The 24,172-nt window shown below is 32.5% G+C and carries 17 protein-coding genes; 8 read left to right on the top strand and 9 right to left on the bottom strand.

Annotation, left to right across the window (positions count from 1 at the left end):
• Window positions 1–26 precede the first annotated feature (26 nt).
• From DKT72_RS06000 to DKT72_RS05990, 3 genes are read left to right on the top strand one after another with little or no spacing between them, the layout of a single operon-like run.
• Window positions 27–260, top strand: a complete 234-nt coding sequence (locus DKT72_RS06000) for a FeoA family protein (RefSeq protein WP_111307820.1) — start codon at window positions 27–29, stop codon at window positions 258–260.
• Window positions 257–2,356: a ferrous iron transport protein B gene (feoB, locus tag DKT72_RS05995; RefSeq protein ID WP_111307819.1), complete on the top strand. Its 2,100-nt coding sequence runs from the start codon at window positions 257–259 to the stop codon at window positions 2,354–2,356. Before DKT72_RS06000 ends, feoB begins: the two co-directional genes overlap by 4 nt.
• A 40-nt stretch (window positions 2,357–2,396) precedes the next feature.
• Window positions 2,397–2,534: a FeoB-associated Cys-rich membrane protein gene (locus tag DKT72_RS05990; protein ID WP_111307818.1), complete on the top strand. Its 138-nt coding sequence runs from the start codon at window positions 2,397–2,399 to the stop codon at window positions 2,532–2,534.
• Here the strand turns inward: DKT72_RS05990 and DKT72_RS05985 are convergent.
• Entirely contained in the window at window positions 2,531–2,884 is a 354-nt protein-coding gene (locus DKT72_RS05985; protein WP_111307817.1) for an arsenate reductase family protein, read from the bottom strand. The two genes, DKT72_RS05990 and DKT72_RS05985, sit on opposite strands and share 4 nt — an antisense overlap.
• Window positions 2,885–2,964: 80 nt before the next feature.
• Here DKT72_RS05985 and DKT72_RS05980 point away from each other — a divergent pair, with 80 nt between their 5' ends.
• Window positions 2,965–3,429: a DinB family protein gene (locus DKT72_RS05980; protein ID WP_111307816.1), complete on the top strand. Its 465-nt coding sequence runs from the start codon at window positions 2,965–2,967 to the stop codon at window positions 3,427–3,429.
• On the opposite strand, the gene DKT72_RS05975 is transcribed toward DKT72_RS05980, so the two are convergent.
• The 8 genes from DKT72_RS05975 to DKT72_RS05940 all read right to left on the bottom strand — a co-directional run bounded on the left by DKT72_RS05975 (window position 3,406) and on the right by DKT72_RS05940 (window position 20,058).
• Window positions 3,406–4,131 carry a DUF3298 and DUF4163 domain-containing protein gene (locus DKT72_RS05975; RefSeq protein WP_111307815.1) on the bottom strand — a complete coding sequence of 242 codons (726 nt, stop codon included), beginning with the start codon at window positions 4,129–4,131 and terminating at the stop codon, window positions 3,406–3,408. The two genes, DKT72_RS05980 and DKT72_RS05975, sit on opposite strands and share 24 nt — an antisense overlap.
• 296 nt (window positions 4,132–4,427) lie before the next feature.
• Entirely contained in the window at window positions 4,428–7,622 is a 3,195-nt protein-coding gene (locus DKT72_RS05970) for a prolyl oligopeptidase family serine peptidase (RefSeq protein ID WP_111307814.1), read from the bottom strand.
• Between the two features lie 9 nt (window positions 7,623–7,631).
• Window positions 7,632–9,953: a DUF5117 and DUF5118 domain-containing protein gene (locus DKT72_RS05965; RefSeq protein ID WP_162623249.1), complete on the bottom strand. Its 2,322-nt coding sequence runs from the start codon at window positions 9,951–9,953 to the stop codon at window positions 7,632–7,634.
• 26 nt (window positions 9,954–9,979) lie between these two features.
• Window positions 9,980–12,361 carry a zinc-dependent metalloprotease gene (locus tag DKT72_RS05960; protein WP_111307812.1) on the bottom strand — a complete coding sequence of 794 codons (2,382 nt, stop codon included), beginning with the start codon at window positions 12,359–12,361 and terminating at the stop codon, window positions 9,980–9,982.
• 303 nt (window positions 12,362–12,664) lie between these two features.
• Entirely contained in the window at window positions 12,665–13,618 is a 954-nt protein-coding gene (locus DKT72_RS05955; protein ID WP_111307811.1) for a putative zinc-binding metallopeptidase, read from the bottom strand.
• Between the two features lie 53 nt (window positions 13,619–13,671).
• Window positions 13,672–15,153 (bottom strand): RagB/SusD family nutrient uptake outer membrane protein, encoded by a 1,482-nt coding sequence (locus tag DKT72_RS05950; protein WP_111307810.1) that lies wholly within the window; start codon window positions 15,151–15,153, stop codon window positions 13,672–13,674.
• An 11-nt stretch (window positions 15,154–15,164) separates the two neighbouring features.
• Complete coding sequence (locus tag DKT72_RS05945) at window positions 15,165–18,710, bottom strand: SusC/RagA family TonB-linked outer membrane protein (RefSeq protein ID WP_220628088.1); 3,546 nt, start codon at window positions 18,708–18,710, stop codon at window positions 15,165–15,167.
• Window positions 18,711–18,903: 193 nt separating this feature from the next.
• Window positions 18,904–20,058: a FecR family protein gene (locus tag DKT72_RS05940; protein ID WP_162623248.1), complete on the bottom strand. Its 1,155-nt coding sequence runs from the start codon at window positions 20,056–20,058 to the stop codon at window positions 18,904–18,906.
• A 146-nt stretch (window positions 20,059–20,204) separates the two neighbouring features.
• Here DKT72_RS05940 and DKT72_RS05935 point away from each other — a divergent pair, with 146 nt between their 5' ends.
• The 4 genes from DKT72_RS05935 (at window position 20,205) to recO (ending at window position 24,104) form a co-directional block, all read left to right on the top strand.
• Window positions 20,205–20,804, top strand: a complete 600-nt coding sequence (locus DKT72_RS05935; RefSeq protein ID WP_111307807.1) for an RNA polymerase sigma factor — start codon at window positions 20,205–20,207, stop codon at window positions 20,802–20,804.
• An 871-nt stretch (window positions 20,805–21,675) separates the two neighbouring features.
• Window positions 21,676–23,022: an NADP-specific glutamate dehydrogenase gene (gene gdhA, locus DKT72_RS05930; RefSeq protein ID WP_111307806.1), complete on the top strand. Its 1,347-nt coding sequence runs from the start codon at window positions 21,676–21,678 to the stop codon at window positions 23,020–23,022.
• Between the two features lie 147 nt (window positions 23,023–23,169).
• On the top strand, window positions 23,170–23,391 hold the full coding sequence (locus DKT72_RS05925; protein WP_111307805.1) for a hypothetical protein: 222 nt from the start codon (window positions 23,170–23,172) through the stop codon (window positions 23,389–23,391).
• Window positions 23,385–24,104, top strand: a complete 720-nt coding sequence (gene recO / locus DKT72_RS05920) for a DNA repair protein RecO (RefSeq protein WP_111307804.1) — start codon at window positions 23,385–23,387, stop codon at window positions 24,102–24,104. Before DKT72_RS05925 ends, recO begins: the two co-directional genes overlap by 7 nt.
• Window positions 24,105–24,172 lie beyond the last annotated feature (68 nt).

Raw genomic sequence — 24,172 nt, 5'->3', positions numbered from 1 at the left:
CTTCTTTAAAATCAATCTAAATAAGCTTGCAAATTACATTAGCACATCTTAAAAGGGGAGAAAGAGCCATAATTACTGATGTTTCTTCAATTCATATACCTTTAAAACTTCTTGAAATGGGTTGTTTGCCGGGTAATTATGTCGAGCTTGTTCAGTTGGCACCATTCCAAGATCCTATGTATTTAAACATTAATGGAACCCATTTAGCTATTAGAAAAGAAACAGCTATTCATGTACTAATTGAAAAAATTGATATATGAGTAAGCAAATAAATGTTGCCTTAATAGGTAACCCAAATACAGGGAAAACATCTGCTTTTAATGCGTTAACAGGTTTAAACCAAAAGGTGGGTAATTACCCAGGGATTACAGTTGAGAAGAAGCAAGGCGTTTGTAAATTACCTCGTGGTGTTAAAGCCCATATTATTGATTTACCAGGAACGTATAGCTTGAATGCCTCTTCGCTTGATGAAAATGTGGTTATTGAGTTATTGCTTAACAAGAATGATAAAGATTTTCCTGATGTTGCTGTTGTAGTGAGCGATGTTGAAAATTTAAAGCGAAATCTGTTGCTCTTCACCCAAATTAAAGATTTAGAGATACCTACCATTCTTGTTATAAATATGGCGGATAGAATGCGTTATAAAGGCATTTCTTTGGACATTGATTATTTAGAGGAGCGCCTGCAAACCAAAATCGCTTTAGTTAGTACTAGAAAAAATGAAGGGATTGATCATTTAAAAGATTTAATAACCAACTATAAAGACATATCAATAACACCTTGTTTAGATACATCTGAAATAGATAAAGATTACTTTGATAATTTACGAAAAGCATTTCCTAATCAATTAATTTATAAGCTTTGGCTAGTTATTACGCAAGATGTTAATTTTGGAAAAACAGATAGAAAACAAATTGATGCTGTTGCTGATTTTAAAACTAAAAGTAAAGGCGATTTAAAACGCTTACAACAAAAAGAGATTATCAAAAGATATCAGTTTATAAATGACGTTCTTAAAAACGGACAAACGATAGATATATCTCAAGCAAAAGATTTAAGAGCAAGATTAGACAGGGTTTTAACACATAAAGTTTGGGGTTATGTGATTTTCTTTATCATTTTACTTGCTATTTTTCAAGCTATTTACGATTGGTCTAGTGTACCAATGGATTTTATTGATAATGTTTTTGCATCGTTAAGTGAATGGACAAAAGATGCTATGCCAAAAGGTGCTTTCACCAATTTATTGGCTGAAGGCATTATACCAGGTCTTGGGGGTATTGTTATTTTTATTCCACAAATAGCATTTTTGTTTTTATTCATTTCTGTGCTGGAAGAGAGTGGCTATATGAGTCGCGTAGTATTTTTAATGGATAGAATTATGCGACGATTTGGTTTAAGCGGTAAAAGTGTGGTGCCACTTATTTCTGGAACTGCCTGTGCGATCCCTGCTATTATGGCGACCAGAAATATTGAAAGTTGGAAAGAACGTTTAATTACCATTTTGGTAACACCCTTTACAACATGTTCGGCAAGGCTTCCCGTGTATTTAATTATTATTTCTTTGGTCATTCCAGAAGGGCGTATTTTCGGATTGGGTTATCAAGCATTAACACTTATGTTGTTGTATTTGTTGGGATTTGTAACCGCTATAAGTTCGGCCTATATTTTAAACAAAATATTAAAAATTAAAAACAAAACTTTTTTTGTTGTTGAGATGCCTAACTATAAGCTTCCTTTATTAAAAAATGTGGCATTAACGGTTGTTGAAAAAACAAAATCATTTGTTTTTGGAGCGGGAAAAATAATTTTGGCTATTTCTATTTTGCTTTGGGTTTTGGCCTCTTATGGTCCTGGTTCAGAATTTAAAAATGCAGAAACCATTGTTAAAAAAGAATATGCTTCACAAAATTTGAGTGAAGCAGAATTGCAAAGTAAGATTGCATCGCAAAAACTGGAATATTCATTTATTGGTTTAACGGGACGTGCTATAGAACCAGCAATAAGACCGCTAGGTTACGATTGGAAAATTGGCATAGCCATAGTTAGTAGTTTTGCAGCAAGAGAAGTCTTTGTGGGAACTTTAGCAACTATTTATAGTGTGGGTAGTGACGAAGAAGAAACCATAAAAAACAGAATGGCAGGGGAGGTTAATCCTATTCTTGGAGGACCATTGTTTACATTTGCATCAGGGGTCTCGTTATTACTTTTTTATGCATTTGCGATGCAATGTATGAGCACATTAGCCGTTGTAAAACGTGAAACAAACAGCTGGAAATGGCCTGCTTTGCAATTAATTATTATGAGTGGTTTGGCTTATGTAGTGGCCTTATTGGCATTTCAATTTTTAAAATAGTTTTAAGGAATTAAAATAATTACCCAACTATTAAACTCCTATGAATACTATCATACAAAACATATTAGTTGTTATAGCGATTGTTTTGGCACTTGCTTTCATCGTCAAAAAGTTTTTTTGGAAAACAACAAAATCTAAAAAAGCTTGTGGAGGTGATGATGGTTGTGGTTGCCATTAATTGCCAATGCTTTTTTTGGCAGCATCAACGACACTTTTAGAATTACCTATAAAAATAGCATCGTCACTTATTATAACGGGTCTGCTTAAAAATGTATAGTGTTCTAAGATATAATGTTTGTAATCGCGTTCGGTTAATTCTTGGTTTTTCAAACCCATTTCTTTGTAAAGTTTTGAACGTTTGCTAAAAAGTGCTTCATAGCTTCCGGCAAGTTCTTTCATCTCTTCAAGTTGTTTAACCGTAATATGTTCTGTTTTAATATCTTGTAAAATATAGTCTGAAGGAAGATTCAAATCCTTTAAAATTCTAACACACGTACTGCAAGTTTTTAAATAATATACCTTTTTCATTTTTTGGAAATTTAACCACAATATAAAAGAAATGATTTCATAAAAAAGTATATTTATCGAAAATTAATAAACACAAATTCATGGATTTTATATTTGAAGTTTTACCGAACACCAGAAAATATTTTAATAGCGTATTAGAAAACAACTCATTGGAAGATTTAAATAAAATACCAAAAGGGTATAATAATAATATTATTTGGAATGTTGCCCACATTATAGTAGCCCAACAAATACTAGTGTATAAATTATCTGGTTTGCCTATTATGTTAAGTGATGAGTTTGTTGAAAAATATAAAAAAGGTTCTAAACCAGAAGCTCCAGTATCACAAAAAGAGGTTGAAGAAATTAAGGCTTTGCTCTTTCCTACAGTGCAAAAAACACAAGAAGATTATGCGAATGGTGTGTTTCAAAATTATCATGAGTATACGGTTGTTACTACAGGAAATACACTTAAAAATGTGAATGATGCCCTTCAGTTTAATTTATTTCATGAGGGCTTGCACATGGGTTACATTATGTCTTTATTGCGCGCTATCAAAATTTAAATAGGCATTTACTTTTTCAAAGGGAATGGTAAATTCAATAATATCTGAAGCGTAAGGTGCAATTTCATAGGCGTTATATAGTAATATGACGCCTTCATCTATATATCCTATATTTTCAGGTAATTCAAAGCCATTGACATCAAAAGCATTGTCTTTATTTTCAAGGGTGTTTTCAAAATACTGTTTAGCAATTTCTTTAAAGCCTTCTATATTTTTAAATAAATCTATATTTTTAATGCGCTGTCCTGTTTTTGTATCATAATTTAAAAAGGAAATATTTAAGCTTCCTTGTACACCACCTGTATTGATGTAAGATGTGATAGACATGCTTATAATTTCAGGAGATTGATGCATAATTTCACCATCGATTTGGGCTTCCCAAGGCTGAGGGCTTTCAGGAAAATCTAACTTAAAAGCAGTAAATTCTTCGTTAAAAGTAATGATACTTTCTTCAATAGATTTGGATGTGATTGTTTCTGAACCTCCTGTATGCAATGCTTTTATAACTTCGTTGGTAATATCTGAATTTATAGAACTTACGATACTATTGTTATCTCCAGTCGCTGTAGGAATAATAACTTCAACAAGGGTGTTATGTTCGGTTGTAATATTAGAATCTACAAATACTAATTTTTGTTCTTCATTACAGCAAAACAAAAGAAGAAAACAAAAAGATATAAAACAAAATTTTTTGGAATTCATGATTAGAACTTAGAAAAACCAAAGGTATAACTATTGCTCTAAATATGACAGACTTACTTTGTTTTTATAAAATACCGTTTTACAATATTTTAATCGGTTTTTTTATCAGGTAGATTTACCCAATTACACACTAAAGTCAAAAAGAGTCAGGGAGAACAAATTTTATTTGTTCTCCCTGACTAGAAAAATATTTCCATTCCGATGCGTAACCAATTTTTCTGTCGTATAAACAGAACATTTTGGAAAACTACTTACACGTTAGATATACATGATAAAAGTCCCATCATCACAGGCTATTATTTTGCTCTATTTAAAAGATGATTTGTAAAATAATCTCGTTTTCGTCTTTCAAAGTAATCATCATAAACTCCAGTAAAATGATGCCCTTGACCTGGAATTACCAATAAATCAAAATCTTTATCTGCTTTAATCAATGCATTTATCAATTTATAAGTATGTGATGGGTTTACATTCTGATCGCTCTCACCTGTAACCAAGAACAGCTTTCCTTTAAAATTTGAAACCAACTCCATAGGTGTTTTAACATTAAATTTTAAATCTTCTCCAATACCTTGATAATGTTCTCCCCAATTTTTGTGATATATCGTATTATCATAATTACCGGATGAAGCCACGGCAACTTTATAAAAATCGGGATACGTACTAATTGCTGTAACTGCCATGAAAGCCCCTCCTGAATGTCCTAAAATTCCAACTCTGGAAAGGTCTATAAACGAATAGTTACGGGCTAACTGCTCCAATCCATACTTATCATCGGCCAGAGGATAATCTCTTAGATTTCCAAAACCATATGAAAAATAGTCTTTACTTCTTATCGGAGAACTTCCCCTATGCCCGAAACACACTACAATAAAACCTCTTTTAGCTAAAGCTGTATTTTGATATTTATCTAATACGGTAAAGTCTGTCCAAACAGTTTCTGTAAACGGCCCCGGGTACACCTGAGAAATAACAGGATATTTTTTATTGGGATCAAAATTGTCTGGCTTCCACATAATGCCATACAAATCTGTTTCATTATCAGCTGCTTTGATTTTGAATTGTTCTGGGAAATCCCATCCATAATCCAGTAAAGGCTGAATATTAGGTTTCATAACCGTATCAATTAATTTGCCATTGCACTCTCGGGCCACAATGAGTGGATGACTATCTATTCGAGAATAATTATCGATTATTAAATTGCCTTTCGTATTAACATACGCATGATGATTAGCATTTTCTGGAGTCAACAATTTTAGGTTGGAACCATCTAGCTTAACTTTATACAAAAAGGAATAATTGGGATTGACATTTTTATCCTTTCCATATCCTTGAAAATAAACTTCGTTTTTTTCTGAATCTACAGTTAAGATTTTGCCTGTTGTCCAAGCTCCTTTTGTTAAAGCATTGAGTAGCTTTCCTTTTTTATTATAATGGTAATAATGTCCCCAACCGGTTCTATCTGACCAAAAAAGGATGTCTTTCCCCTGATTTAAAATTTTACAATTAAATAAAACGTCATTAATATTTGGAGTGAATTTCTCTGCAATTATAACTTCAACAACGCCCTTATTATCCAAGGAACATAACTCCAATTCATCATGAGTTCTCTTTAAACGGGTAAAATAAAACAAATCGGGATTATCACTTTTAATTTCTAAAAAATCCTGATCTTTCCATTTTTCAACGTCTATTTTTCTTATGGACTTGTTTTTTACATCTCCTATAAACACTTCGTGTTTTGTTAGAATGGTATCACCTGGAATTGCTTCTTTATAGGTTCTTACAACAGGTACTTTGGTTATTGAATTGATAACTGTAAAATCTCGAACATCCTTATCGTTTTTACGAGATATTATAAACTGGTTGCCATCACCTAACCATTTAATACTAGGTAACATGTACAAACTATTTTTCTCTCCATCAAATGTTAATTGTACCTGGGTAGAATCTTTTAAGTCTTTAAGGTAGATATTGTTGTCTTTATAAATAACTTGATGTTTTTTATCTGGTGATATCCCAAATTTTACAGACTCATTAGTCTGCTCATCTTTAATAATCTGCTTCTTTTTAGGTAGGTAGGTATATTTAATTCGGTTATTACTAAAATTAACACCAATGCCTTCAGTAGTGAAAGTGGGAGTAAAAGCAACTCGAGTAGTATCTAATTTCATAGATAGCATAACAGAATCAAGTTGCGTCTTATTATACAAAGGACGCGTACCAGACCCACTATCAAATACATAATAGTTTGCCTTCTGGTTTACTTTTTTATAATTAAAATACAATATGGGCAGATCTGGATGAAAAACAGGAACTATTTCCGGCTGATCAAACTTATTAACAAGATTTTTGGCATCAAACTTCTCATAATGAGGATCATTTCCATCTAAAAAGTAACTAAAATGATTAGTTAGGTTTTTATTTTTATTGCTTAGAATTACTTTTCGCATCACTTCATAAACTGCAGATGCACGTATTTCTCTAGAATTGAAATTCATTGCAAACAAATCAAACAAAACATTCTGAGTCTCCTTAGAAAAATCGCTTACATTTTCTGATAAAAGCTTTATAACTAAGGGTTTATCTTGGTTACAAAGCGCCTTACAAACATCCATCAATATCAGCAATTCATGTTTTGAAGGAAGGTTAGGTATGGTGTTTATCTTTTTTTTGAAACCATCCAAAACCTGAATATCAACACTATCTTTTTTAAAAAATTTCTTTCTAAAAACAGCGGAGGCAATTCCCTGATAATTTTGGGCTATTCTTTTATAAACAGTGGAGTCTGGAATATGCTTTACAAATGCTGACCAATGATCTATAAGGTAATTACTATTAGGGCTATCATACAGAGAGAGATAAACACTATTTTTATTTTCACCAAATAAAAACCAATTTTCAGGTAATGTCTTTTCTTCTGGAGTTAATGAATTTAAATACGCATTTGCAATTTGAACGGCTTGAGAATTTTCCTGACGTGTAAATTTAAGTTTAATGTATTCTTCCATAAAAGCGGCAGATCTATCACCGCTCTGATACTTCGCATTCATGGAATAATAAATATTATCTGAATTAAGCCCTTTTTTAGCTTCTTCGATAAAATCAGAGGCCTTTTCTTTGGCTCCTACAAATTTATAAATCACATTCCCCGAACCATCAAGAAACAAATACGTTGGATAGGCACCCACTTCATACATAGAACCTAACTTAATCCCTTCTTCTGTCTCCATATCTATTTCAGCAGAGATAAAAGACTCGTTAACAAAATCTGCAACGGCATCCTGAGTAAAAATATTTTTACTCATAAACTTACATGGTCCGCACCATGTAGTGTAACAATCAATAAAGATATTTTTTTTAGTTTCCTGAGCTTTTTCTTTTAATTCTTCAAAAGATAAATGCTCAAATTCAATTTTTCTGTTTTGTGCAAATGCTACACAACTAAATAACAGGCAACCTAATAAAAGTGTACTAACTATTTTTGACATAAAAAAGTATTATGAAGTTTTATTGAAATATTCTTTATTGAAGCGCAATAAAATTAAGTTGCAATTGTTTTTAACTTTATCACTAACCATATCATTATTCATCAGTTTCTCTATGGAATCGCGTACTTGTAATAAATAGAGCTGTATTACTGCGGTAAAATCATTTACTTTAGTATTGATGTTATTAGCTTTGGCTAATTCAATAAGTATATTGGCCATGTTGATTTGAGTGCTCAATTGTATGTCTGTTGGCTCATTTGAAACATCAAAATTTAGAAAGACGACTCTATTTGTAAAAGAAAACAAATCATCACATGTAAATGCTTGTTTGCCATTTTTTTGCTCTGCATCAATTAGAGACAATAATACTTCTTTTTTAAACAGACGTTGTAAAATATTTCTGGACATTTCAATGTGAAACTTATCCATATTAATAGGATTATGCTTTAACAATTCTGGATTTTTAAGCCACTCCAGGCTTGCTGAAAAGACATGTTCTTCAAGACTTTTTAATGCGTCTAATTGCTTTTCTTTACTCACATAATCAACCATGATTTCATTTACACCTTTGATTACAGCACGTTCCATTTGCCCGCCAATTAATACTGCTTCTTGATTTACAAAAAATTGATATAAGGAAAAGTTTTCAGAGATGAATTCTAGAAAATCTTTAGTTAGATCTGCATCATGCTTAAAATCGTTAAGTATACCCGGGATTTTTGGATAACTATTTTTCAATTTTTGAATTCCAATTTTGCTAGCTCTTAATAAATCATTAGATATAAAAGTAGCTTGAGCCGTTGGATCTAGGATATTCTCCTCAGCATAAAAAGTAGTTTTCAATGAAGGAGGGCTTACGCGATTGCCATACAAATAAGATATGGCATCACGATCATATATAGACACTTTAGGCAACAGGTCTTTTGGTGTAATAGTCTTATTAACAAGAACATAATTAGGCATACTTGCACCCACAATTGTTGCTGATGGCCCCCATTTTTTTAACCATTCATTATCCTGCAATTGTTCGATAGAAAAGGCTGTTACTGCAGGGTAATTTTCTTTTACTCCCAATATTTGCCCCATGACACTTGCTAATTGCTGTGTCAATATATCTTTTCTTCTTTCTAAACTATAAGGATTTTTTATTATTTCATTATCATTCTCTCCACAAAGAAGTAAATATCTGGTCAAGTTTAGTTTGGCAGGTGTATCCATAAAATTAATCCGAGCAGCTATAATTTCTCCTGTAACTTGATTTTCTACGATACTATATTCCATTTCACGCTCTGAGGTTCCATTTCCCCAATAGAAATTAATTTTTTTATAGGCTTGAGTTTCATCATCCACAATTTTAAAAACATTTTTCCATCCGGCTTCTTCAAGTACTATTTCCCATTGTGCTAAAGCTTGTTTTACGCTTTCAACAAAAGGAGACGGAGTGAGTGGACTTATCCAGACTTTAATAGGAATTTCTGGAGCTACCTTTATTCCTTTTTTATACAGACGAACCTCTTTAGGTTTAGGTGTTAAATTCCATCTTTTAATATATTTTTCAACGGTTGTTTTATAGTTTTTTGTATCATACTCCATATAATCTACGGTATTAAAACCATATGCTAAATTATCTTTCTTAGGTTCATGTATATGACTAGGAACCTTTTGAATAACCATTTCAAATTCATATGCAGTAATGTAATTTGCATCTTTTCCTCCAATAGAGGGTCTGAATGAACTTTCTGTAGCATACCCTTTAAAAATAGCGGCATCATCTGTAGCTTTATATGACTCTATACCAGAACGTAATGGGTCTGGAGCATTAATAGGTCCAGGCTTGCTGAGACTAAAAAGACCTCGCGTTGCGGTTAATTCTTGGGTAAATTCAATGATAAACGATTTTTCGTTTTTGCCGGTAGCTATTATTGGATAGCTTTTATAGGCTGGAACAAGTCCGGATTTTTCAATGGACTGGATCATGCCATAATCTATACTGTCTTTAGAAAAAGTTCTGGATCTATTTTGATACAAATCAAGCTGATTCTTTCTTCCTTTTTGAAAATGATAAATACCACTTTCAGAAGAAACATAGGCTGAATTTCCATTTGTTGTTTGTGCTGAGATAAACAAATCTTCTTCTAATATTTGCTCGGGAATTTCAATGAAATAATGATTGTTGCTAGAGTATATATTGAAATAACCCTTTTCAACTTTCATTTCCTTAGGTTTGTAAAAATCATTAAAAGATTTTGGTTTATTAGCATCCTGGGCCTGTGCTAAAACGCCTTTGAAAAGAATTAGAAGTATCTGTAATAGAACTATTTTTTTACGCATGTGGTTTGTTTTTTCGTTAAAAGTGTTTAAAATTTTTGATTGCCTTGCTCCCAAATTTTTATAGAATTGAGTATTCCTAAATAATGAGCTTTAGTCAAAGAATCAGTGTTTAAAATTTTCTTTTCGGCAAAAGCTTTAACCTTGTACATTTGAGATTGCATAGTAAGCGTATTATTATAGGATGCGTTATTTGGATTGTTAATATTTATACTCAATTGAGATAAATAACTACTCTGCAATCTTTTTTCGAATTCTGAAAGTTGTTTATTTTTCTCTTTACTTAGAAATAATTTATCAAACATGAAATCTAGAAGCTCCCTACTAGTTAAAGGATTACCATTCTTGATTTCAGAATTATTAAATGATAATCCTTTAATTACTAACTGATAAACATAATTATCAAAATAGCTATATTTATCTTCTCCTAAATCAATTTTATTTAGAAAAGGATCTTTGGTCAACCATTTAGGTTCTTCTAAAGCATACTCTTTTAAAAACTCTAGCGCACGAATTTGGTCTTCATAAGAAACTGGTTTATATGCTTTTGCATAATTTTGATTCTCACTAAAAGCAGTATCTATATAATAAGCTCCTATAAAACTCAGCACATGTTTTACATACCTATGATATTGCCTTGCCAAGTATAGATACCTCCGTTTTAGTAGTGTATAATCATCCTGATTTTTTGTCCATTCCTCCAAATGAGCCATTATATATTTAACGTTTTTAATTCCAAGCCTGCCGGCATAAACGATATCATCTCCACTGTCTTCTGATTGAACTCTAGGGTCAGGTGATTTTTCTTCTAGAAAACCAATACCTCCTTTGTCCATTTCCTTTTTAACAAAGTTGTTTAGTTTTTCCACGAGCATTGAGGTTTTTACAGTGTCAGGATAATACCGATATCCCCATTCAATTGCAAACATATCATAGGTTCCAAGTTTTGGGATTAAATTTTTTTGTTCTATATGATCTTCTGGCTGTGCTATAAAATTAAATCGTTGATAATCCATAACAGAAGTGCCAAGCCCATTTTTATCTATAAAATCATTATTTCTTAAACTATCTACTGGATAAAATGAACTTCCCATGAAATTGTGGCGCAATCCTAAAGTATGTCCTACCTCATGAGTAATTACGGTGCCAAACAACTTACCCATTAAATCTTGATTTAAAGGATATTCCCTAGCCATAGGGTCAGAGGTACTGGCCATAACAAAATAACTCATTTGAATCAAATCGGTCACGGCATGAAAAATAGCAACCTGAGCACTAATGATTTCACCTGAACGGGGGTCTACAATTTCTGAACCATAGGCATTTGCAATCGGAGAAGCTTTATATGAAATAACTGAGTATCGTGCATCATCTGATGAATAATTTGGATTTTCTTCTTTTGTAGGTTCTGGCAATGCATATATGGCATTTTTAAAACCTGCTTTTTCAAAAGCCTTTTGCCAACGCGCAACCCCTTCAATCACATAGGGAACCAAATGGGCAGGCATATCTTTGTCTATATAAAAAACAATTGGTTTTTGAGGTACAACAAGCTCTCCTTTCAAATAGCGTTCTAGGTCTTCAGGTTTTGGTTCGATGCGCCAATGTTTTGCTACTTGAAATACCTCTTTTTCATTTCCTAATTGTCCAGGAATGTGGCTAGCAAAATAACCAACCCTTTCATCAAAAGGTCTTATTTTTAATGGCTTTTCTGGAAGTAAAATCCATAATGCACCTACTTCCCAAATACTATTTGAATAGGTGCTTTCATCTGGTTTAGAGGTTGTGTAAGTTCTTACTGAACGAAAACTAATATTAGTGGGATAGCTAACTACTTCTGTAGGATATGAACTTTCTTTGATATAATTTCCTAAGTCAAGTTCGGTTTTTGAACCTTGTAAAGCAAACAACTCGCTATCTCCTAAATAATAATCTGTTATATCTATCAAGTATTTATTGTCTGACATGGCAACTATTGGAAAATTCTTAATAGCTGGATTGAGCAAACTTTTATAAAACGGGGCATACATATAACTATCGTCTTCTATATGATAAACTAGAGGACTTAGTAAACTTATTACATCGTCTTTCTTCTCGAAACGAACCATATTTTCGGGCATGGAATCATCGCCATACCCAAATCTTTTATTGAATTTTCTGTCATTTTTTTGTACGCCTTTTAGAATAGTTATGGTTACAAGTATATCCCTACCTAGAGTCGTTTCTGGAATCTCGAGTAAAAAATGATTATTTCTTTCATAAACACTCATAAAACCTGAGCTTGTTTTTATTACATCACCCTCTAAATATTTAGAGATGGAAGGAATTGTATCCCTACTAGCTACGCTAAAATCTTTTGCAAACAATTGTAAGCTTAAAAACAAGCTACTAAGAAATAGTACGATTTTCATATTTATTTATTAATTATAATTTGGTATAAAACCTTTTAATCATTATTCTACTTTGAATCCAAGGTATAGGGCTAACGACTTAAAGTCTTCCCATGTTTTTTTCTCAATTATTAAATTTACAGCATCCCTTTTGTGGATCCCGATAACGAATGAGATAGTCATTGACTATCTCATTCGAAGGCAGGTATTTTTAGAAGTTAAAGCGAAATGCCCTAGCACAGTTTTAACTAATATAAGAGCAATAAAAATCCTGATGTATTTAAACTTATAGATAATTAAAATTTAATTATTATTTGTTTTTTCTTAGGGATATATGGTATTGCCGACTAGTTGCAAATCAACATTATAATTATCAATATAGAATTGGCGAACCATATTATAACGTTTTTTCAATAGTCCACTTTTATCTTTTACAGGCGAAAATATCCCTTCCCATGAAGTTTCTTTGGTATCATACTCATTAATAGTAGTTCCTTCTTTATTTAAATATGCTTCCGAATAAAGAATCATCATAGTAACAAATTGTTTCCAATCATTTTCAGGAGATGCCGAATAATAAGGCTGCAAAATGCCTATGGTCCATAATTTGGTATTCGTATTTTGGGTAGATGCTATAGAATAATTAGCTGATGCCTTAAATACCTCAGTAGGATTTAATTTGGACTGACCATACATACAATCTACAAAAACACGATTAATTCCTTTCTCAAATGCTGTTTCTTGCTCTGTTGTTAAGTTTAGAACCTCTTCTTTAGCATACGAAACACAAATATTATCGTAGTTATAATAACCTGGAACGTCTGCTCCTTTTATTTGTGCAGGCCAAGAGGAAAAATCATAATTACAGTATTGAACTTGTGAACATAATAAAATCTTTACTGGTAAAAATTTATCCAAAAACTCAGGGGAATAGTGATTAAACCAGGTTCTGTTTAGTAAATCCAATTGTGGCTTAATATAGTTTTCATCGGGTGCTATATATATAAATCCCATCTTCCCTTGACTTTCATCACTAGATGGTTCACCGTTTGTCCATTTAGAAGGCGTCCAATAGGCATCTTTGTCAGTAAAACGATACAGTAAATATGAGCCATAATCCTCGTAAAATTTTACAATATCGCTGTCAAAATCATTGTTGCCCTGAGGCACTATATAACCAGTTTCAATTCCGGAAGGCTCAATGGCACTATCATCTGTATCAGAACAAGAGGATAAAGCACAAAGACTTAAAAAAATATATAAATATGTAATTCTCATTGTATTAGTTTTTAATTATTAATAATATGATTTTACCAATCACAATACTGAAATTATCTTGGATTTTGTGATAATTCAGGATTTCTTTCCATTACATTATAAGGAATTGGCAAAGCATAAAGTAAATCACCTGGTGCAAGAGTATAATCTGTTGAATTACCATCTGCATCAATAAAAGTATGGTTAATACCTAGATTTAAACGTTTTATATCTCCCCATCTCAAACCCTCTTCTAAACATAATTCTCGTCTTCTCTCTTCCAAGCAAAAATCTAAAAGTGTTTGGCCATCTGCGATATCCACGGAGGTGTAAGTATTTGTTTCATAACGCGTTTCACGCAGCGTATTTAAGTCTTGTAGGGCGTTTGCTCTATAATCCTCCATTCCTGTTTCAAGAAACAACCTACAATATGCCTCAGCTCTATTAAGATAAACTTCTGCATTTCTAATACCTCTATCACCGTATTGATTGTTATTTAAACCTATTTTGTTACCCACAGAATTATATTTAGAACCACTATTTGTAGCTTTTGTAAAATAAGCTTCATTTCTTAAATCTTCGGTATCATATAAAGATGTTAACAAGGGGGATACGGAATATGGTGGTTTACTGTTTGTTATTGGATAGAGCGGCCAATAATTTGAAGCTCTTACCGATGAGGTACCATAAACCCATATAGGTTCATTGCTAATATCAATATCATAAATTCCTTTAGAATGGAATGTTGTTTTAAATGAAGTTAAATAAGTTAAGGATGGTTTATTTGAAATGACATCAGTACTATAGTCTATAATACTTTGTAAGTCCTCTTTACTATTTTTATAAATATAAAAGCGAGTTAACATAGCCTCAGCTGCTAAGTATCCTACTCTAAATGGACTAGGAGCCGTATAATTTTCTTTTAATAAAGTTACTGATGTTTTTAAATCTGCTTCAATTTGATCAAAGGTTGCTTTTAAGGAAGTACGCTTAGGAAAAATATCTTGAACATTCATTGATAACACTAAAGGTAAGCCTAAAGCTTCATCAGGATTTATTTGATTAACCGAATAAGGCTGACAATAAATTGAGGCAAGCTTAAAATAATAATATCCACGTAAAAACAACACCTGTCCTTTCAATGAATTAATATCTTTCTCTGAAGCCGTAATGTTTTCTAAATAGTCTAATACGACATTACAACCTTTAATTTTTTTATAATACAACTCCCATGAATTAGCATCAGTTGGGATTAGGTAGCTTCCATCAAACATTGTTTTTGTATACATATATATTTGCATACCATTTTCAAAATTGGTTTGGTAACTATCTGATGTTAATCCATTAGACACCATTTCGTCTGTTAATAGATTTAGATAAATATCACCACTAAACAAATAGGGGTATGCCTCACTATACATGACGGCAGATAGATCTTCAAGCGTTTCAGGAATAATTTCATCTTGGCTGGTCTCCTCTAGAAAATCAGAACAAGAGTTTAAAAACAAAGCAGAAACACCAAATAATACGACTATATTTAATTTTAAGAATCTCATTTTTTTTAAATTTAGAATGTAACATTTATATTAAAAGTATAGGAGCGTGTACGTGGCTGATTACCTCTTGCTACCTCTGGATCCCTTCCATGAAAATCTTTGCTTACAATTGAAAAAACATTTGAAGCACTTAATCCCATATTTAAAGATTTACATTTTAAATTTTCACAAAAACCACTAGAAAAATTATAACTCGCACTCAGCGTATTTAATCTTAAACTTGATGCGTCAACAACGCGATCAGTACTATAATTATACATTTGATACAATGGTACGTAAGTTTTAGTTTCACCAGGCAAAAGAATCGGATTAGTTGCAGCATCCTGATCTGGTAACCCTGGCAATTGAGCTGATGTATTTTCAGGTGTCCATCTGCCATTTAATTCTGATGATAAGTTTTCATATTCATTAGGCAAAATAGCCGTTGGATATGCAGATTTTAGGAATTTTTTACCTCCTAACTGAAGATAAAAGCTAGCTGACAAACTAAATTGTTTATATCTAAAGGTATTACCTAACCCACCTGTGAAATCAGGGTCACCTTTTCCAACATATTGTAAGTAAGCAGTTGGATCTTCATCTGGAAATGTTCCATCCTCTACTGATAAGTCAATTTTTGGCCGTCCAGTTTCAGGGTCTATACCATCGAATTTAAAAGCCCAAAAAGAAGATAGTGAATAGCCTTCTTTTAATAATGTTCCTTGGATAGCCGATTGCCAGCCATTATTTTGAGTTCCGACTTTGGTTACTTTATTAAAATTTTTGGCCGTATTCATTGTAACAGACCAGTTAAAATTATTAGTACGTATAGGGGTAAAACCTACTGTTAATTCATAACCTCTATTTCTTAAACTACCCCCATTTACCGGCATAACTTCTATACCATATTCAGCAGGTAAACTAAGAGGGGTGATTATATCTTTACCATTTTTTACATAGTAATCACCCGTAAAGAAGATTTTGTTTTGAAACAAGCTCATATCAAAACCTAAGTTATAGCTTGTTGTTTGTTCCCAACGCAAATCTTCATATGGTAAATTTTTAATTTTAAGAAGGTATTCTCCCGTATTTACATCATAAAGACTCGATGAAGCAGTTGTGTTTGGAATTTGAACAATCAAACTTGGGCTAAAGTTTACAGCCATATTACGCTGATATCCGAAAGTACTTCTTACGCTTAAATTATTTATCCAGTCAATATCTCTTATAAAACGCTCATTGCCAGCATTCCATCTTAGACCACCTGCCCATACAGGATTGAACTTCTCATTTGGAAATTGGCCAAAGCGATTTGAAGCATCACCCCTCACACTAAAATTTAATACATAACGATTGTCATACGCATAATTTAGGGTTAAGTAGTACCCTACAGTATTGGTTTTTCTATCCGTAATAGAATTCGAGAATTTATTACTATCGACAGTCCCTGAATATAAAGAGTTTGCAATAACAGTTGTCCCTGAAGTAATTGTAGGAGGCACCAATGCAAATGATCTTCCTCTATTGTGTATATAACCATATGCAGTTGAATTAGTCCCGTCAAATTCTAAACTATGAGATTCAACTCCAAGCAATGTAGAAAAGTAATGCACTTTATTGAAAATCTTACTGTAACTTAAATTAGCTCGTAAATTCCAGTTAACAGATTGGTTGTTATCGGTGTTAAAAACACCTCCTATAGGCAACCTAGAGCGTTTGTATAAAGGATCTCCAGAACTTACGCTAGCATATTCATACCCTCTGATTTTGGTTATTAAATTTGTTGTTTCAGTTGCATAAGAATGCCCCATGGTTGAAGAAATGTTATAACTACCTAAAATATTCAATTTCAACTCAGGTAAAAAACTATAAACAAGGTTTAAATTAGAATTGAGCACTTGAACCGTATTGGAGTTACCTGATTCATTTCTTTCATTTATATAATTATATAGATATCCATTCGATTCATCTTTATAATAAAACAAGCTTCCATCATCATTGTATGCAGGAATTACACGATTTATTTTTGTTGCATACTCATATGGTTTAACTAGATTAAAACCATTGGTTTTTGATTTACTCCCACTTAAACGAAAACTAACAGATAATTTTTTATTTAATTGGCTATTTATCCCTAAAGAGGCGTTTAATGAATTGCTATTATTGCCTATTGCGGTTCCTTGATTATCAGTATAACCTATTGATGAATAAAATCTTACTTTACTGCTACCTCCACTGAAACCAATATGGTGTGATTGACTAGAAGGATTACGGTATAAAATATTAAACCAATCAGTATTTACACTTTCCATCTTTGCAACCCTATCATTAAATTCATCATAGGATATATCTCCAAATAAATATTTATTTAATGCTCCCGCATAACCTATATCATTATTGGTGTGAGCTGCTATTAAGCCCCTCTCAAAAATTTCTCTAGAAACAGCTACTCTTTCCCTAGAGTTCATCAACTCTAACTTATCATAAGTCACCTTTTCTCCAAAATTAAAGTTTGTAGAATATGTAACCGATAAAGGCCCTTCCTTACCTTGCTTTGTATTGATAACAATAACTCCGTTTGCAGCTCTAACTCCATAAATAGCTGTTGCGGAAGCATCCTTTAATACAGTAATGTCTTGAATATCATTTGGATTCAACCAAGAGATAGAATTTCCTACGTAGTTTCTAATAAAATCAAAATTATCTTCAGTAACGCCTCCATTATTATCGAATGTTTGCGTACTAAAAGGAAGTGGGTCTTCCTGAATAATTCCGTCAACAACCCAAATAGGCTCCTGATTTCCTAAAAAAGTAGAAGTTCCACGAACTCTTGATTTTTGACGAACACCTACTTCACCAGTTTGGTTTGTAACATTTAAGCCTGCTACTTTTCCTTGCAGCATTTGCTCAACAGTACTAACCCCGTTTACATGTAAATCTTTGCGAGATATGGTCGTCACTGCACCTGCAACCCTCTGTTTTTCAATATTTTGATAACCAGTGGATACTAATTCAACTGCGTTCAGCTCTGTCACATCATCTTCAAGAACAACATCAACATTCAGCTTGTTGCTCACCAAAACCTCTTTATCTTTAAACCCAAGCGAGCTGAATACCAAAACGTTATTCGTAGATGTTATCGTGATCTTATAGTATCCGTCAACATCGGTCGACACGCCATCGTTAGTACCCTTAACCCTAACAGAAACGTAAGGAATGGGGTTTCCCTTCGTATCGGTAACAGTTCCCGACACACCTATTTGGTTTAACAACGTGTTTTCTTCGATAATTATCGTATTACCCTCTGATAACACTACATTGAATCGGGATTCGGGAATGCTCTGCGCGATGAGTTTATCTATTTTGATTGAGCCTTTAGTTAGTTTCACTTTAGGTAAATCTGCAAAAAAGCCATCAGGATACAGGAAATTATACTCGGTCTGTTCTGTAATTAACTGAAAGACCTCGTCTACGGTAATTTCACCGGATGATTCAATGCTTACTTTGGCCTGTGCATAACTAGAATCTGCATTAAACCCTAAAGCCGTGGAAAAGAATAGTAGTAAGAATGTCCTCATGACCATCAATAAGAATTGCTTCCTGGTCCTAAAAAAATGTTCAGGACTACAGACATTTAATAATTTAATTTTCATAAATTTGGATGTGTTGGTTAATATTTGCTTTAACTGATCGAATTAGAAGGGACGAAGTTTGAACCTGCGAAAATTTGAACTTCGGCTCCCTTTTTTTTATATGAATTGCTTGTTTTTTCTATCTTAAACGTACTTGTTTTTCATTGATTTCATAATTTTTTATAATACCGAAGGTCTTAATCCTATCTAGGATTTCGGTTATCTCCTGATCTTTTTGAATCCTACCTACAAATTTCACATCCTCTAACTCCGTATTCTCAAAAATCACATCCATATCGTACCAGCGGCTAAGGATCTTCATAATTTGTTTAAGATTTTTTTGCCTAAAAATAAACTCTCCGTTTACCCATCCTATTTCCTCTCTCAAATTCACCTTATGAATTGATAACGCATAGGTGTTGTCATTTAGAATAGCTTGCTGTTGTGGCTCAAGAATATACTTTTCTCTAGGTGTATTGATCTGAACTTTTCCTTCCACCAGCGTGGTAAACACATTTGTTTCCTCAGAATAAGCTTTAACATTAAACTCGGTACCCAGCACTTGTATCTCTTGCTCTTTATGAATAACTTTAAAATCCGCCCCTTGATGTTTGGCACTGGGGGAAACTTCAAAGAAGGCCTCTCCGTAAAGAAGTTCTACCACACGACTTTGAGCTTTGGGAAAATGTACCGGGTATTTCAGCTTAGACTCTGAGTTTAGCCAAACTTTAGTGCCATCGGCTAGTTTAACATGAAACTGACCACCTCGGGGCACGGTTAAATAATTATAGGCCATTTCAGTATCTGCCTCAGCAGCCTGACTATACTCTAGCCCTTCCTGGCTACTTACCGCATTTTGAGTGTGCAATGCACTCCCTTCTTGTAGGACTATCTCTTCACCTGTTTCTAAAAGTAAAATGGCATTGTTTTTTACAGGTTTGATTTCATTATTAACAACTACTGACAAACTATCGCGAGCCGGATACTTATCCAGTAAAATAGAAAGGGAAATAATTATCAAAATGGAGGCTGCTATCCCACAAATGCGAGTCCATAATTTTCGAACTTTCTTTTGCTGTTGCATTTTACGGATTTTAGAGAGAAAGTCGCTCTTTTCTTGCTCCGTATTAAAATCTTCCATAATATGGTCTATAGCATAATCAATTTGTACAAAAGATTTGAACTCTTGAGTATTAACAGGATTTTTAAGCCACTGTGACAGCTCATCTAATTCCTGCTCTGAGGCCGTCTGGTTTAAATAATTTACAATAAAATGTTTGGATTGGGACTTCATTAAAATTCTATATATGTTAAACATATTAAGATTGCCGAGTCAAATACCCCTAATGTTTTAATATTTTTTTTAATATTTGCATAATTAACATAATCTTTGAATAATTAACAGAATATTTGAATAATTAATATAATATTTTCTATAAAATGAAAGAAAAAGCTCAAATATCTTATAAAAATGAAGCTGTTTTTATAACAGCTTTACGAAAGGGTGAAGAATCTGCCTACGCATATCTCATGGATAGTTATCACCACAAGCTTTGTCTATATGCCTATAGTTTTTGTAAGGATAAAAATTTAGCCGCAGATATGGTTCAGAATGTAATGCTCCGTTTATGGAAAAAAAGAACTTCTCTTAAAATCGATTTGAGCCTACGAAGTTACCTCTACCGCTCTGTATATAATGAATTTTTAGATCAGTACAAACATCGTAAATTCATTCTCAATCTCGAGAAAGAATACATGACAGCAGTTAACACTTTGATAGAAGATGATGAGTCTAACTTACATCGATTGATTCAGCACGTCAAAAAGGAAATCGATAATTTACATCCAAGATGTAAGGAGATATTTTTATTGAGCAAATATGAGGGATTGACTAATCTGGAAATTGCTGATTATCTCAACCTTTCAGTTAAAACCGTCGAGAACCAAATGACCCGGGCTTATGCGCAACTGCGGGATAAAGTAGGTGAAAAACTTCAAAGTATTCTGTTTTTGTTGTTTGAAATGTACAAAAAGGCATAAAACAGCGTTAATGAATGAAACATCCTAAAATATCTGTTTAATTGGTTTTTAACTATACTTTTTAAAAACATAAGCATTCTTCGAATTATATTGATTTTTAAGGCATATTGAGCCAATTATATGCTTAAATATAGTTCTTTTAACAAGTGTTGGATTACTTTGAAAATTGAATTTAGATAATCCCTTCCGCATACATTTTGCTTACCTTATTAACACCCCAACCGTTCTCCGAAACGCTTCTTTTTTAAACTAATTTCGGAACACTTTCTCTCGAAAATAATACGTCCTAAATTAATGTTTACTTACTCAATTTGATGATTTTCTTGTGTGGAAAATAACTAAAATGTCCTGTTTTTATGTGTTTTATGAGTTTTAATTTAAACAATTTTAGTTGGAAAACAAAAGTCAAATATGAAAGCTCTTTGAGATTACGATAATTCTAATAAGAATTGATTCACCAAATAGTATCCATTTTACTTGATTTTATCAAATAGGGTTCATAGGGATGATTGATTGAAGGTTGAATAGGGTAAAATAAAATGAAAGACTATTCTAGAGATAAATAATTATAACTAATATTTACCATAGTAGCAAATCATTATAGTTTAAATTGTTATATGCTTGGCTAAAAATTGATGAGCCAAAAAAAGAAAACTAATCGTTTCAAGTTATATTTAATAAGGTTTTATTTTGACGCACTATCTAAAAAATAGATAAAAACTCACCTTACAAACAAATTTAAATGATTTAGTGAAGATCTCTTAAAATTAACAATTACGAATTTCATAAATAAAAAATGTAATTTTTTAAATTCAGCGTATATTTGTATATAAAAATTGTATAATCAATAAATTCAATACATTTTGTACAAATGAAAAAAATAATTAATGAGTTTTTAAATCTTGTAAAAGAGAGAAATGGTGATGAACCAGAATTTTTACAAGCTGTTGAAGAAGTTGCAGAAACTGTACTTCCCTACATTGTTGAACATGATATATATTACGGTAAAAACATTTTATTAAGAATGGTTGAGCCAGAACGTGCCATAACATTTAGAGTTTGTTGGGTTGATGATTCTGGTGAAATTCAAGTCAATAGAGGCTATCGAATTCAAATGAATTCTGCCATTGGTCCTTATAAAGGCGGATTGCGTTTTCATCCAACAGTTAATATGAGTATTTTAAAGTTCTTGGCATTTGAACAAGTGTTTAAAAACAGTTTAACCACACTGCCTATGGGGGGTGGAAAAGGAGGAAGTGATTTTGACCCGAAGGGAAAAAGTGATGGTGAAATCATGCGTTTTTGTCATGCATTTATGAGTGAGTTATTTAGACATATTGGTCCTAATACAGACGTGCCAGCCGGAGATATTGGGGTTGGAGCTAGAGAAATAGGTTTCCTTTTTGGAATGTATAAAAAATTAAAAAACGAATTTACAGGCGTATTAACCGGTAAAGGATTGTCTTGGGGAGGCTCTTTAATTAGGCCCGAAGCAACAGGTTACGGAACCGTTTATTTTGCTCAAAAAATGCTGGAAACTAAAGGGCAGGATTTTAAAGGAAAACAAGTAGTCGTTTCTGGTTCTGGAAATGTAGCTCAATTTGCAGTAGAAAAAAGTATTCAATTGGGAGCAAAAGTATTAACTATGTCTGATTCGTCAGGGTATATTTATGATTCAGAAGGCATAAACAATGAAAAGCTAGCTCACATAATGTACATTAAAAATGTAAAAAGAGGTAGAATAAGCGACTATTTAGAAACATATAAAAAGGCAAAGTTCGTAAAAGATAAAACACCATGGGAAGTAGCATGCGATATTGCATTGCCATGTGCCACACAAAACGAACTGAATGAAAGTGATGCTAAAACACTTTTAAATAATGGATGTTTATGTGTTGCCGAAGGTGCGAATATGCCCTCTACACTTGGTGCTGTTCGTGTTTTTCAAAAAGCCAAAATTTTATATGCTCCAGGGAAAGCATCTAATGCGGGTGGCGTAGCGACTTCTGGTTTAGAGATGACCCAAAATTCATTAAGATTTAATTGGACAAGAGAAGAGGTTGACCTAAAATTAAAAGAGATTATGTCCAATATCCACGATTCCTGTATTAAGTACGGTAAAAATGAAGATGATGATTATGTGGACTATGTAAAGGGCGCTAATATTGCAGGTTTTGTTAAAGTAGCTGACGCCATGCTAGCTCAAGGAATCGTATAATATTAAATTTAAAAATATTATTTGCAAAAAGCTTCCTATAAATTGGGGAGCTTTTTCGTTTATAGTATATTTTTTTGAAGCAAATTCGTTATATATAAATATATTTGATTGTATAAAAATAGCGTATGTTTATATGAAAATGGTTTGATGAAAAAAGTATTTGATAAGGATCAAAATGTGCTTACAATTAACGAGATTGCTATTTCTGAAGATGATATGGCTCAAGGGCTTCTTTTTAAGCAAATAATCTATGATGGTTCTAATAACAAATGGATTGGAACGGTAAGTTCAGGAATTCATTTAGCTTTGTTGTCAGATTTAAATACCTTCGAAACAAAAGTGGTAAAATTAAAGGTTGCTAAATGTTAATTTCTACAAATGCCATTGTGCTTTCTAAATTAAAATATAATGATAACGATCTTATTGTAAAATGCTATACACAACACCTTGGTACACTCAGCTTTTTATTAAGAGGTGTTTTAAAAAGTAAAAGAGGAGCAGTCCAAACAGCCTATTTTCAATTGCTTTCTCAATTGACCATAGTTATAGATTACAAAGCGAATCGTTCTCTACATACTATAAAAGAAGTTAAATTAAATCATTTGTATAGCAGTTTACATACCAATGTTTTAAAAAGCACGGTTGTCATGTTTTTAGCAGAAGTATTATCCAGTACATTGAAAGAAGAAGAACAAAACGACACGCTTTTCAGTTATTTGGAAACCACGCTATTATGGTTTGATTCCCATGTTGATCAAGCCAATTTTCACTTGTTTTTTTTATTAAAGTTCACAAAATATTTGGGATTCTATCCCGAAGTTCACAATTTAGAATTTGACTATTTTAATCTCCAAGACGGGAAATTTGAATTGAAACCTTCTAGCAAATATTCTATTTCGGAGGAAGATTTGTCACTTTTAAAAGCGTTGTTGGTTGCCAGTTTTGATGATTTATCTGAAATAAAGATAAGCTCAAAACAAAGACAGTCATTTTTAAATATGTTATTGCTTTATTTTGAGTTGCATTTAGGAAATTTTAAACCACCAAAGTCGTTACAAGTTTTCACCCAAGTTTTTAATTAGACACTAGTTTGATATAAAAATCAGTTTTTTTCAGACGAATACATTTTTAAACTCAAAAGATGTGTGTT

The organism is Confluentibacter sediminis, assembly GCF_003258355.1.
GTDB lineage: Bacteria > Bacteroidota > Bacteroidia > Flavobacteriales > Flavobacteriaceae > Confluentibacter > Confluentibacter sediminis.
This window is presented reverse-complemented; position numbering and strand designations above follow the sequence as displayed.